General features: G+C 65.2%; 10 protein-coding genes and 1 rRNA gene. 4 read left to right on the top strand and 7 right to left on the bottom strand.

Annotation, left to right across the window (positions count from 1 at the left end; translation table 11 throughout):
* Positions 1-97: 97 nt before the first annotated feature.
* Positions 98-214, top strand: a 5S ribosomal RNA gene (gene rrf, locus ABW18_RS21060).
* 58 nt (positions 215-272) lie between these two features.
* Here rrf and ABW18_RS21055 read toward each other — a convergent pair.
* The 4 genes from ABW18_RS21055 to ABW18_RS21040 form a co-directional block, all read right to left on the bottom strand.
* Positions 273-908, bottom strand: coding sequence for an isochorismatase family protein (locus tag ABW18_RS21055; RefSeq protein ID WP_049700944.1), 636 nt, complete (start codon positions 906-908; stop codon positions 273-275).
* Positions 909-996: 88 nt separating this feature from the next.
* The gene (locus ABW18_RS21050; protein ID WP_049700943.1) at positions 997-2,862 is read right to left on the bottom strand and encodes an FAD-dependent monooxygenase; all 1,866 of its coding nucleotides are present in this window, start codon (positions 2,860-2,862) and stop codon (positions 997-999) included.
* Between the two features lie 90 nt (positions 2,863-2,952).
* Positions 2,953-3,873: a VOC family protein gene (locus ABW18_RS21045; RefSeq protein ID WP_049700942.1), complete on the bottom strand. Its 921-nt coding sequence runs from the start codon at positions 3,871-3,873 to the stop codon at positions 2,953-2,955.
* Positions 3,874-3,879: 6 nt separating this feature from the next.
* The gene (locus tag ABW18_RS21040) at positions 3,880-4,734 is read right to left on the bottom strand and encodes a fumarylacetoacetate hydrolase family protein (RefSeq protein WP_049700941.1); all 855 of its coding nucleotides are present in this window, start codon (positions 4,732-4,734) and stop codon (positions 3,880-3,882) included.
* 162 nt (positions 4,735-4,896) lie between these two features.
* Here ABW18_RS21040 and ABW18_RS21035 point away from each other — a divergent pair, with 162 nt between their 5' ends.
* Positions 4,897-5,592 (top strand): GntR family transcriptional regulator, encoded by a 696-nt coding sequence (locus ABW18_RS21035; protein ID WP_049700960.1) that lies wholly within the window; start codon positions 4,897-4,899, stop codon positions 5,590-5,592.
* A 14-nt stretch (positions 5,593-5,606) separates the two neighbouring features.
* Here the strand turns inward: ABW18_RS21035 and ABW18_RS21030 are convergent, their stop codons facing one another.
* The 3 genes from ABW18_RS21030 to ABW18_RS21020 form a co-directional block, all read right to left on the bottom strand.
* Entirely contained in the window at positions 5,607-7,208 is a 1,602-nt protein-coding gene (locus ABW18_RS21030) for an APC family permease (RefSeq protein WP_083444487.1), read from the bottom strand.
* Positions 7,209-7,226: 18 nt separating this feature from the next.
* Entirely contained in the window at positions 7,227-8,105 is an 879-nt protein-coding gene (locus ABW18_RS21025; protein WP_049700940.1) for a universal stress protein, read from the bottom strand.
* A gap of 185 nt (positions 8,106-8,290) precedes the next feature.
* Complete coding sequence (locus tag ABW18_RS21020) at positions 8,291-10,165, bottom strand: NAD(P)/FAD-dependent oxidoreductase (RefSeq protein ID WP_049700939.1); 1,875 nt, start codon at positions 10,163-10,165, stop codon at positions 8,291-8,293.
* A gap of 146 nt (positions 10,166-10,311) precedes the next feature.
* Between ABW18_RS21020 and ABW18_RS21015 the strand changes: the two genes are divergently transcribed.
* Positions 10,312-11,559 carry a helix-turn-helix domain-containing protein gene (locus ABW18_RS21015; RefSeq protein WP_083444486.1) on the top strand — a complete coding sequence of 416 codons (1,248 nt, stop codon included), beginning with the start codon at positions 10,312-10,314 and terminating at the stop codon, positions 11,557-11,559.
* A gap of 39 nt (positions 11,560-11,598) precedes the next feature.
* Positions 11,599-13,035, top strand: a complete 1,437-nt coding sequence (gene glsA / locus ABW18_RS21010) for a glutaminase A (RefSeq protein ID WP_049700937.1) — start codon at positions 11,599-11,601, stop codon at positions 13,033-13,035.
* Positions 13,036-13,063: the final 28 nt, after the last annotated feature.

Below are 13,063 nucleotides of genomic sequence, written 5' to 3'. Positions count from 1 at the left end.
TTTATAAGGTGTGTTCGCATCCACTATGACACTTCTGAAACAACACACGCAACGCTCAATAAAGAGCGCATCCTGCGTGGATGCTGTTTCATATTGTTTCGGCGGCTATAGCGGTGGGGAAACGCCCGGTCCCATTCCGAACCCGGAAGCTAAGCCCACCAGCGCCAATGGTACTGCACTCTAATCGGTGTGGGAGAGTAGGACACCGCCGAGCACAACATCCCAGTAATGCCCCGCACCCCCGTGGTGCGGGGCATTACTGCGTTTAAGGCCTATTCGAGGCCGAGGCGCGCTCGTTCCGGGAAGTACCACCGCATGACGGTGCGGAGGTTGTCAGCGTCCGGGCGCGCCCAGTTGCGCATGAGCTCGGCGCCGAACGAGATGGCGGTCACCGGCTGTGCGCCCGCCGTGACCATCCGCGTGATCGCTTGCTCATGAGACACCGGGCTGATTCCGCCGACAGCGTCGATGACCGGGTAGACGTCGTACCCCTCGGCGAGCATGTCGAGCGTCGGGAACGTGAGGCAGACCTCGGTCCACAGGCCGGCGATGACGACCTTTCGGCGGCCCGTCGCACGGATGGCGTCACGGAAGTCGGCGTCCTCCCATGCGTTGACCCCCGTGCGGTCGATCTCCTCGACATCGGGAAGCGCCGAGCGCAGCGCTTCGGTGGTTCCGGTGTTCACACCGAGGTCGACGCCGACGGTGCTGAGGACGACGGGGACGTCGTAGGCGGTGGCGAGTTTCGCAAGAGCGACCACCCCGAGGTTGATGGCTTCGGTGCTGGTCGACGTAATCGTCGAGTACTGCTCGGGTTGGTAGTCGATGAACGTGACCACACAGTTTTCCGGGGTGAGCAGGTGATCACCGCGCGGTTCGCGTATCGGTTCTGGTTCGGTCTTTGGCATCTATGCCGTTCCTCACTTATCGATCGATCGAGCGTCGCTGTAGCGGGAGCTTGGTCGTCGGTCGGTTGAGCGACGTGCCCGCGTCGGTTCAGTTCGAACCGGTAACGAGCGGTGCTCCGGTCCCGACCGTAACAACTCCGACAGGTTGGTCGTGGGAAACGACCGTCTCCACCGATCCGCGGGGTGCGGTTGGCGCTGCGTTCGCATGCACCTGCCTGCCGAGCACCGTGTTGAGCGCGGTGCGGAGGGCGGAGGCCGGATCGTCGACCATCGCCATGCTCCGCCACGCGACGTGATGGTCGGGACGGACGAGAAGCGCGCCGTCGTCGCCGACCTCCCGCTGGTGTGTCCACTCACGCAGGACATCGTGGTATTCACAGCCGACGCCGACAGCTCGGACGTCGAGCTCGACTCCGAACTCGTCTGCAACCCGTGCTGCCGCGGCACGCCAGCGATCGCCGTTCTCGCCGATGATCAGGGTGAGCGCTCCGTGGCCCGTGATGTCGATGGTCGAGACGCGGCGTCGACCCTGTTCCACCCACGCGTGGGGAAGGCGGGCTCCCGGATGCGTCGTCGGTTGGTAGTAGAGCTCGTCATCGCGGACGCTCTCGGGGTAGTCGGTGCCGTCGTCGACGATGCATGTCGACGAATAGCGTTGTCCCAGTTCGACTCCGTGTGCGTTGAACTGATAGTTCTGTAGCGCGACGGCGCTGTCGAGTTCGCGACGTCGCTGCGCGCCGCGCTCGGTTCCGGAGAACAACTCGTCGAGCATCTTCCAACCATCCTCCGCGGACTGCCCCGGCTCGAAGCCGAGTGCCTGCGAGATCGGCAGCATGTTGCGCACACTTTCCATCGCGCGATCGACGACCTGCTCACCGACGGGTTGGCGCTCCTGCGTGTAGGTGTCGAGGAGTGCGGGTTCGGCGTCGCCGCGCAGCACCATCGCGAGCTTCCACGCGAGGTTGAAGGAATCCTGCACCGAGGTGTTGGTGCCGAGACCGTTCGCAGGCGGGTGCCGGTGCGCCGCGTCGCCTGCGAGGAACACCCGACCTTTACTGAACGTGTCGGCGATGACGTGGTTGATCTGCCATTTGCTGACAGCCTTGATACGGATGTCGATCGAGTCGTCGCCGATGGTGGTGCGGGCCCGCTCGATGACTGCCTGCTCGGACGTGTCGGGTTCGCCGTCCTCGGGGTTGTACATGCACAGCAACACCCACTCCGTCCATGGCTTCACGCAGATCCACGTTCCGCTACCGACCCAATAGTCGTTGCGCGGCTGTGCCATCCAGTAGAGCGTTCCGGGACGGTGGGCGGTGTACTGGGAAAGGTCTGCTTCGAGCCAGATGTTCATGGCCGCACCGAGGCCCATCTCGCCGCGCAGCGGGAACTCCATCTGCTGCGCGACCGTCGAACGGCCGCCGTCGGCGCCGATCACATACTTGGCGCGTACCCGATACTCGGCGCCTGTCGTGCGTTCGCGCACGATGGCGTCGACGTGATCGCCGGTGTCGGTCAGTGAGACGGCCTCCGTGCTGAACCGGATCTCCGCGCCGAACTCACGCGCTGCCTGCAGGAGTATCGGTTCGAGGATGTGCTGCGGAATGTTGCACATCTCCGTCGGGCTCGATACCTCGTAGTCGGCGTGCCGTAGCGTCCCCGAACCCCATGACTTCAGCCGGGCGATCGCGGTCCCCGCGAAGCTTGTCGCCCAGACGTTGTTGCCCATGTACTCGTTCGGCACGGCTGCGGCACGCACGCGGTCGTCGATGCCGAGGTCCCGGAAGACCTCCATCGCACCCTGATTGGTGATGTGGGCGCGCGGTGAGTTCGCGGTTCCCGAGTATCGGCTGACGGTCAGTGCCCTGACGCCGTACTTGGCGAGCAGTGCTGCTGCGGTCAGGCCTGCCGGTCCTGCGCCGACGATGAGGACATCTGTGGTGACGGTTTCCATCGGAGTCGACCTCCATGGTCGAAGTGCCGGCAGTCGTGCCGGAGGGGTGGATAAGGGGTTGGGGAGTTGTTCGAGCGGGAGTGTTGGGCGTCAGTTGGTCGAGTGGGCGCCGGTCATCATCGCGGCCAGGTCCTCGGGAGCGAGGAAACTCGGGGGAGGTGGCGGTCCCCAATTGAACAGTCCGCGTGCGCCTTCGAGATCTTCCGGCGTCCACAGCGCATCGTCGGGGATGCAATCCATGTCGGAGTAGTACTCGGAGAAGTTCCCTGCCGGGTCCTTCAGGTACCAGAAGAAGTTCGACCCGGCGTGGTGTCGGCCGAGGCCCCAGACATGGCGTTCGGGATTGCCCTCGAGCATCGCGGCCGCGCCGCGTCCCACATCGTCGATATCGTCGACCTGCCATGAGGTGTGGTGCAGGTAGGTCACCGGCGAGTTCATGACGAGCACGTTGTGGTGGTCTTGCGAGCAGCGCAGGAACGATCCGTGCCCCTTGATGTGGTCGCTGATCTTGAAGCCGAGTCCGTCGACGAAGAATCGGCAGGTCGCCACGTAGTCGGTGGAACCGAGGACCGCGTGTCCGAGCTTGTGCGGCCTGATCGGGTAGTCGCGCATCACGCCGGGTGCGCGGCCGTACCGTTCGATGCGGCCCGGACCGTTGTACGGAGTCGGTTCGACACGCTGCTGGTTCAGTCGCGGCAGGACTCGAACGATGGCGCGAAGATCGGCGACCGGCTCGTGGGCGGTCACCTCGTCGCCGTGCCGTTGCGCGAGAAAGCCTTTCGAGATCAGTTCGTGGTGGATGCGGTCGATGTCGTCGAGATCGTCAGCGCCGACCGAGAGTTCGAGGAGTCGACGCGTCGGCGCGGCGACGATCCGCAACTGTTCGCCACCCTCGGTGGTCGACAACCAGCCGTCCGATGTCGGCGTCAGCCCGAATTCCGTGTAGTAGGCGAGAGTTTCGTCGACGTTCGGTACGCCCATGGTGACCGACGCGAGTCTGTGCAGTGCCATCGTCGATCACCGCGTCTCTGCCGTTGCGACGAAGCGCTGCTCGATCTCGCCGATGCCTGCGATTCGTGAAGTGAGAACGTCACCGTCGGTGAGGAATCGCTGCGGCGTTCTGCCCATGCCGACACCGGACGGCGTGCCGGTGAAGATGATGTCACCCGGGAGGAGTGGCGTGATGTGCGAAAGACGCGAGACCAATTGCGGGACAGAGAAGATCATCTCCGACGTCCGGCCCTTCTGCATCTGCTCTCCGTTGACGGCGCAACTGAGCTCGAGGTCGTCGCGGTCGGCGAATTCGTCCGGCGTGACGACGACCGGTCCCATCGGGGCATACCCCGGGTACGACTTGCCGAGGCTGAACTGCGGTGGGTGCGCGTTGAATTGGGTTTCGCGATCGGAGATGTCCTGCCCGATCGTCAGTCCGGCCACATAGTCCCAACCGTCCGCTTCGCTGACACGATGAGCCGCACGGCTGATCACAGCGACCAGCTCGACCTCCCAGTCGATCTTGGGACCCGTCAGCTCGACGACGCCGACCGGACCGGCCAGCGACGTGCGGTACTTGGTGAACACCGGCGGGAAGTCGGGGACGTCGTACTTCGACTCCGCCGCGTGCTCTGCGTAGTTGAGGCCGATGGCGAAGACCTGCGCGGGCTCGGGAATCGGATTCTCCAGCGTGGCGTCGAAGACGCTGCCGTTGGCGGGGTCGATGTCGTGGGCCCAGGCGGCGAAATCGTCCCAGACGTTGTAGATCGCGGTGATCGACGGACCGAACCGTCCGTCGCTGGCCTCGGCGACATCGATGGCCAGCCGTTGTCCGTCATCGACCAGCACTGCGCGCTTCTCGAGAACTCCCAGGCGCATGATTGCTCACTTCCTCGTATTGCTGCGCATCGATGCCAGAGGGTGATCGGTGTCACAGTCACTGATCTCTGGTCTACTCCCTCATATTCGTCAGTGCAAGTTATTTTCGAAAATCCGTCGATCAGACGCTAATGCGAGCAAAGGTGGGTTATGGTTGCAACCATGGCAACAGCGAAGGCGAAGCAGACGCGAGGCGACCTCGTCTACGCGCAGTTGCGCGGCGAGATCTTCGGGGGTCGGTATCTGCCGGGTGACCGCCTGAAGTTCGGAACTCTTGCCGAAGAATGTGACGCGAGCATGAGTGTGATCCGCGAGGCACTCACGCGGTTGTCGCTCGAGGGACTCGTCACCAACGAACCCAACGTCGGATACGCGGTCACCGAAATCTCGGTTCCCCGGTTGCGCGAACTGACCGACGCGCGTCTCGAACTCGAGGGCCTGGTCTTCAGTCGTGCCATCGGTGACGGCGACCTCGCGTGGGAGTCGTCGGTCGTCGCCGCTCATCACCGGATGGTCGGTACGCCCTATCTCACCGACGACGATCCCGTGCGCGTGACCGATGAATGGGCGCTGGCCCATGCGGCGTTCCACCGCGCACTGCTCGACGGTTGCGCGAACAAGAAGCTCCTGCAGTTGGCCAACGGTCTACGCGATGAGGCCGAGCTCTACCGACGCTGGTCGCAACCGTTGGGGCGGGAGAAGAATCGCGATCTCGACGGCGAGCATCGTCGAATGATGGAGTTGGCGCTCGCGCGCGACGCCGACGGCGCAGTGACAGCACTGCGTGATCACATCGCGCACACCACGGAGTTGCTCGTCGAGAGTGACATCGCCGTGCACAGCGCCGTCACCATGTGACCGCTCTCGAAGGGCTAGGCGCTGTCGGCGTCCGACGAGACGGGCAGCGAGCGGGGAAGCGTTTCGTCCCGGAAGAACGCGGGCTGGCGCATGCGTAGGTAGAGCATCACGAAGAGTCCGAGCACCAGCAATCCGAAACCGATGTAGAAGACAAGTCCGACGCCGAATATCGAAGCGCCACTTCCGTTGTCGGGATTCATGCTCTCGCCGACCGAAATGACGAACACCACGATCAGTGCGGCACCGCCCAGCAGCGGGAACAAGAACTTGAAGAAGAAGTTGTGCACAGACGAGTAGAGTTCGCGTCGGAAGTACCAGACACACGCGAACGCCGTGATGCCGTAGTACCAGCAGATCATGATGCCCAGCGCGGCGATGGTGTCGATCAGCGTCCGTTCGGACAGAAGCGTCACCGCCGTGTAGAAGACGGCTGTGACGATGCCGGCGACGAGCGCCGCGAATGACGGTGACAGGAAGCGCGGACTGATCTCGGCGACCTTCTTCGGAAACGCTCCGTAGCTACCCATGGCGAGCATGGTGCGTGCGACCGGCAGGAAGGTTGTCTGCAGGCTGGCGATCGACGAGACCAGGATCGCGGCGAACAGCAGGACGCCGCCCCATCGTCCCAGGATCGGATCGGCCAGTGCGCCAAAGACATTCTCGGCGTTGTTCTCGTTGCCCAGCCCGACCCCGTCGGTGCCCACACCCGCGTACATCATCACGGCGACCGCCACGAGCAGATAGGTGAGCAGGATCGACATCACGCACAGCAACCCGGCACGTCCGGGGGTGCGCTTGGGGTCTTTGGATTCCTCGCCGAGCGTGAGGCACGTGTCCCAACCCCAGAACGCGAAGATCGATCCGGTGAGCCCGATTGCGAACGCGGAGATGGTCAGTCCGGTAAAGGGATTGAACCAGTCGATGTCGAAATGCAGTCCCGCGGGCGCGGATCCGTCGGCGACCTTGACGAACGCGATGATGGCGAACGCAAACAACACGATGAGCTGAAAACCGACCAGCACGTACTGAAGTCGTTCGCTCGTGGTGATCCCGCGCATCGACACCCACGTGGCTATCGCGAGCAGTACCAGCGTCGTCAGGATGTTCACGAGCTTGTTGGTGCCGAGATCTGCGATCGACGGCTTGTCGAAGATCTGGGCGATGATCAGGTAGAAGAACTGCACGCCGATCGCCGCGAGATTCGACAGCACGATGATGGTCGCCACGACCATGCCCCAACCGCACATCCAGCCCACGTACGGCCCAAATGCCTTGGTAGACCAGGTGAACGACGCTCCGCAGTCGGGGGTGTCCTTGTTGAGTTCCCGGTAGGCGTACGCGGTCAGGAACATCGGGATGAAACCGGCGATGAAGATCGCGGGCATCTTGAGCCCGACCGCCGCGACGATCAGTCCGATACTCGCGGTGAGCGTGTAACCGGGGGCCACCGTCGAAATCCCGAGGACAGCACCGGAGAACACTCCGACCTTGCCCGACGCGAGCCCCTTGCTGTTCGCTTCGATGGTGACAGGGTTCGACGCGGCCGTGTCGGACGTGCTCGGCGTCGACGGCGCGGGGTCAGGCGATTCGGTTGGCGACGATGGGGTCGTACTCATCTCTGCAGATCTCCGGTGTCAGGCGCCGCGGGGGACGACGATCATGGGAACGGCGAGCACCCGCAACATCTTTGCCGCGGTTGATCCGAGAAACAGGTGGAATGGCTGTGCCAGTCGGCTCGAACCGACGTAGAGGAGGTCGCCCGGCTCCCAATCCAGCGACGCCGCAGCGTCTTCGACGGTCTTGCCGGTCGCGATCGCGGTGGTGACCGGATGCCCGTCCGGCAGGTCGTCGCGCACCGCGGCAACGGTGCGCTCGAGGTGCTCGTGCACAACGCGGCGGGCCTCGGAGTCCTTCGTCGGGTCGCTCGAGAGGCCGTCGTCGACGGGCAGTAGTGACAACAATCGGAGCGGGACGTCGGCGGCTGTGCACGCCCTCGTCGCCGCCTGCAACAGCGCCTCGACGCCGGGCCGTCGACCCACCGCGCACGTGACGCGGGTGACCGGCGAGACGATCTCGCGAATGCCGCGCGGTGTCACCGCGACCGGGGTCGCCGAGGTGTGCACCAGATTGGTCACGACAGAACCGAGCGTGTGACGGCCCAGTATGCCGCCCCCGGACCCGCCGACGACGATCATCGACGAGTTCAGCCGCTCCGCCTCGATGGACAGGCCTTCCGCGGCGTTCTCGTACTCGGCGACATAACCTTCGCCGTCGACACCGTCGGGCAGCGTGCGCAGTGCGTCGTCGAGCCAGGTTGCGGCCTGCCTGTCCAGGATCTCCTGGAAGTCGCCCGGTGCCACGGCCTGTTCGGCTGGTGTGGAGGGCGGCACCACCAGGCAGATCTTCAGGTCGGCGTCGAAGGATTGGGCCAACTGCGCGCCCAGTGCCAGTGCATCCTCGCCGCCGGGGGTCGCGAGGTAGGCGACCAGCAGGTTGGGCCTGGGGTTGGTCATGGTGGTGCGCTCCGTTCGGTCGGCTCGGGAAGGTGGCGCCAGCAGGGCCCGAGCGGTTCGATGTTCACGGCATCCGATTCACTGTGCGCTGGGCCACTTCCGGACGCACTGGCCAGAATGTCCTGCGTCCAAGAGGTACGCAGGACATTCTGGCCAGTGGGTGCAGAACGGCAGTCGACGACCGGTCAGCTCAGGTGGTGGACCTCCTGTAGCCCGTAGACCGGGGTGTCGATGCCTTCGAACCGTGCCTTCAGTTGTAGTGCGAGGTAGAGCGAGTAGTGGCGGGACTGGTGCAGATTGCCCCCGTGGAACCACAGGCCCGGTTGCTGGGTCGGCTTCCACATGTTGCGTTGCTCGCCTTCCCACGGGCCGGGATCCTTGGTGGTGTCGGAGCCGAGGCCCCACACTTTGCCCACTCTATCGGCGACATCCTGGCCGATCAGGTCGGCGGCCCACCCGTTCATCGAGCCGTACCCGGTCGCGTAGACCACCACGTCCGCCGGAAGCTCTGTGCCGTCGGCGAGCACCACGGAGTTCTCGGTGAGGTGGTCGACCTGGCCGTGAGCGAGCTTGATGGTGCCGTCGGCAACCAGCTCGCACGCGCCGACATCGATGTAGTAGCCCGACCCGCGGCGCAGGTACTTCATGAACAGTCCCGAGTCGTCGTCGCCGAAGTCGAGGTCGAAGCCTGCCGCCTCCAGCCGCCCGTAGAAGTCCTTGTCGCGCTCCCGGATCTGGTCGTAGAGCGGAATCTGGAACTCGTGCATGATCCGGTAGGGCAGCGAGGCGAAGGTGAGGTCGGCCTTCTTCGTCGTCATGCCCGACGCCACGGCCTGCTCGCTGTAGAGCGCGCCGAGGCCGATCTCCATGAGCGAGTCCGACTTCACGATGTGTGTCGACGATCGCTGGATCATCGTCGTGTCGATCCCGTTCTCCACCAACGCTTTACAGATGTCATGTGCCGAGTTGTTGGCACCGACCACGACGACGCGTTTGCCTGCGAAGCCGTCGGGTCCCGGGTGCTGACTCGAGTGGTGTTGCTCGCCGGCGAACACCTCCTGGCCGGGGAACGACGGGACGTTGGGCTTGCCCGACATCCCGGTCGCGAGGACGAGTTGGGTCGGGGTGAGCGTGAGGTGCTCGCCGTCGCGATCGACCTCGACGGTCCATCGCCCGGCTTGCTCGTCGTAGCTCGCCGACGTGCACGTGGTCTTCGACCAGTAGGGGACCTCCATGACGCGCGTATAGAACTCGAGCCAGTCGCCGATCTTGTCCTTGGGCGCGAAGACGGGCCAGTTGTCGGGGAAGGGGAGGTAGGGCAGGTGGTCGTACCAGACCGGATCGTGCAGGCACAGCGTCTTGTACCGTCCGCGCCACTGGTCGCCCGGTCGGTCGTGACTGTCGACGACGATCGACGGAACGCCGAGTTGCCGCAGGCGCGCACCGAGCGCGATACCGCCCTGCCCGCCGCCGACGACGAGCACGTATGGCTGGCTTGACCGGCCGAGCTCCGCCTCCTCGGCCTCGCGGCGTTCGGCCCAGGATCGCGCGTCGGGCTCGGACCCGTGAACTGCGCCGAGCACCCTGCTCGCGCCGCGGCGCTCCTCGTGCCCCTTCAGTTCCTGGAGGGTGGTGAGCAGCGTCCACGCCTCGTCGCGGTCGTTGCCGTCGCCGTCGGCCGCCTGTCGGAGCCGCAGCATGCCTTCGCCGCGACCCGTCGCGGTCTCGAACTCGAGAAACGCCGTCACGACGCCGTCGTCCTCGGTGGGGGTCTCGGTTGCGGTGAACGACTCCGGGGCGGTGTCGTCGAGGCGCGCCGTGAGCATGTCTGCGAGTTGTTCGCGGCCCTCGACTGTTTTGAGGTTCCAGGTGAAGGCCACGAGGTCACGCCAGTAGCAATCGGTCGCGAACATCGAGGTCACCGCGGCGATATCGCGTGCCCGAAGCGCCGACTCGAAGTCGGCGAGCCACCGGTCGACGCGTTCCGTCGGTGTCCGTTCGGTCGGCTCGTCTCGTCCGGTGGTCGGTGAAGACGTCTGGGGTTCAAGCGTCTGAGTCATCGCTACTCCTCATCTCTGTCGGGCCGTTGCGCCCGGCGGGTGTGATGCACAGCACACTCGGGAGCGGGTCGGGTGAGCAAGGGTTGCAACAGGTTGCATTCGCGGGGTTCTTTGCGGTTCTTCTGTGATCGAGAGCACAATCGCTGGTGATGACCGCTACATCACCATCCCGAGAGGGCGAGCCCGCGGTTGGCGCGGGCGATGACCCGCGGCAGTATGCCGCCGTGCTCGCAGCCGTGTACGACGCCGCGATGTCGGGCAGCCGCCCACCCGCGCGTCCGCGCGATGTGATCGGCGAGTCGTGGCGTCGAGTCCTGCGCGCGGGTGTCGACCCCGAGCGCGGCCGCGGTGAGAGCCTCATCGGTGCCGCGGACCTCGAGGCGCGTCGCGCTCAGTCACCGTTGGCACTCGTTCTCGACGATCTGACCGGTGGACTCGACGCCGTGATCGCCGACGGCGACAACATCCTGGTGATCGCCGACGCCGTGGGACACGTTCTCTGGCGTGGAGGTCAGACCCGCGTGCTGCACCGGGCCGATCGTCTCGGATTCGTCGAGGGCGCGGACTGGGGAGAGCAGTCCGTCGGCACCAACGCCATCGGAACCGCGCTGATGTCCGGAGGTCCCGTCCAGGTCTTCTCCGCCGAGCACTTCGTTCGAACACACCACACCTGGACGTGCACGGGTGCGCCGATCCGCGACCCGAGAACGGATGCGGTGCTCGGCGTCGTCGACGTCAGTGGCCCCGCCGCAACCATCCACCCGACGACGCTGGCACTGGTGAGTGCCGTTGCGAAACTCGCCGAATCTCAACTGCGCGAACATCATCGACGCCGCCTCGACGAGCTGAGGGCGATCGCGGCGCCGATCCTCGCGCGGTCATCCGGGCCGGCGCTCGCCGTCGACCCCGACGGCTGGGTGGCGGCGGTCGACTCGGTTGCGCCGTGCTCGCGGCTGCTTCTACCCGGGACTCCGCAGCCCGGGCGCACGTGGTTACACGCTCTGGGTGCATGCGAGTTCGAACCGTTGCCGGGCGGATGGCTCGTGCGCGTGGCCGACGACCGCGACCCGACGACGACGCTCGTCGAACTCGACTTCGCGGGCAACCGTCCACCGACTGTGCGGGTATCGGGCGCGACGGGCTCGTGGACCCAACGTCCGTCGCGGCGGCACACGGAGATCCTGGCGCTGCTCGCCGCGCACCCCGCCGGGTTGAGTGCGGCAGCGATGTCGGAGCAACTCTTCGGCACCGACGACCGCACCGTCACGGTGCGCGCCGAGATGTCGCGTCTGCGAAAGAGTCTCGGCGGCGTGCTCAGCGCGAATCCGTACCGGTTCGCCGCGGGGGTCGAGATCACGACTGTCGACGACCCCGCGCGGTCACTCGACCGGTGAATCCTCGACCGATGAACTTCGGCGGGTTACGGTCAGTGCGTGACGATTTCGCATGTGGATGGCTACCTGCGCAAGATCATGTCCGACTGCGCCGACGACCGGGCGGGGGAGGTGGCCGACTACATCCCCGAACTCGCGGCGGTCGATCCCGACGGCTATGGACTCTCGGTCGCCATGCACGACGGCTACCTGTACTCGCTCGGTGACTCGGGGACCGCGTTCACCATCCAATCGGTGTCCAAGCCACTGACCTACGCGATGGCGCTGAGCCGATTGGGTCCGACAGAGGTCGACGCGAAGATCGGTGTCGAGCCGTCGGGTGAGGCGTTCAACCAGATCAGCGTCGACTCACGACGTCGACCCAAGAACGCGATGATCAACGCCGGAGCCATTGTCGCGTCGTCGTTGCTCCTTCCTCCGGTCCGCGAGGTCGATCCCGAGGTCGTGGAGAAGACTTTCGAGGAGATTCTCGCCTTCTACTCCGCATGCGCCGGCCGACAGTTGACGCTCAACCACGACGTCTTCGAGTCGGAGGCGGCCACAGGGTCGCGTAATCGTGCGATCGCCTACATGCTCGACAGCTTCGGCGGACTCGACACCCATCCAGACGCCGCGATCGCGCTCTACTTCCGTCAGTGCGCGATCGAGGTCACCACCGACGACCTCGCCGTGATGGGTACGACGATCGCCTGCGGTGGAGCCAACCCGCGCACCGGACGGCGAGTGTTCAGTCAGGAGGTCGCACAGCGGCTGCTGAGCGTGATGACCACGTGCGGCATGTACGACGCCGCGGGCGACTGGGTGACAGCGGTCGGCATGCCTGCGAAAAGTGGTGTGGGAGGCGGCATCCTGGCGGTGCTGCCCGGTCAGCTCGGCATCGGTGTCTATTCGCCTCGACTCGATGAGCACGGCAACAGCGTGCGCGGCATCCAGACCTGCGAGCAATTGTCGTCCAACCTCGGGCTCCACATGTTCAACGTGACCCGCGAGAACCGCGTCACCATCAGAGCGACCTACGACATCGCCGATTTCTCCGTCGGCATCGACTGGACGGAGGAGGAGCGCAGTTTCCTGCGCACCTGCCGCGACCGTGTCCGGGTGTACGAGTTGCAGGGCGACCTGACGTTCGGCAGCGCGGAGAGCGCACTGCGGCGCGTCGAAGACGACATCGAGCGCGTCGACGTCGTGATCATCGAGATCTCGCGTGTCGGGGTGATCGATCCGGTCGCCCGCACGATGATGCTCGCCGTCAAGAACTCAGCCGACGACGGCGGTAAACGCATCATTCTCGTCGACCCCGACGGCGAGGTCCGCGCGAGTGTCGAGCGACACCGGTCGGACTCCTTCGTCCACGAGCTCGCCGTGCCTGCTCAATTGCAGGGACTCGACCCCACGCTCCCGCACGTGCACTCATCCATGGTCGATGCCGTCGACGACGCCGAAGAGTTCCTGCTGAAGCGCTACCGCAACGCCTGACTAGTCGCAGTGGTGGCTCGGCGTGGCT

The organism is Gordonia jacobaea (genome assembly GCF_001186365.1).
In the GTDB taxonomy this organism is placed as follows: domain Bacteria; phylum Actinomycetota; class Actinomycetes; order Mycobacteriales; family Mycobacteriaceae; genus Gordonia; species Gordonia jacobaea.
This window is presented reverse-complemented; position numbering and strand designations above follow the sequence as displayed.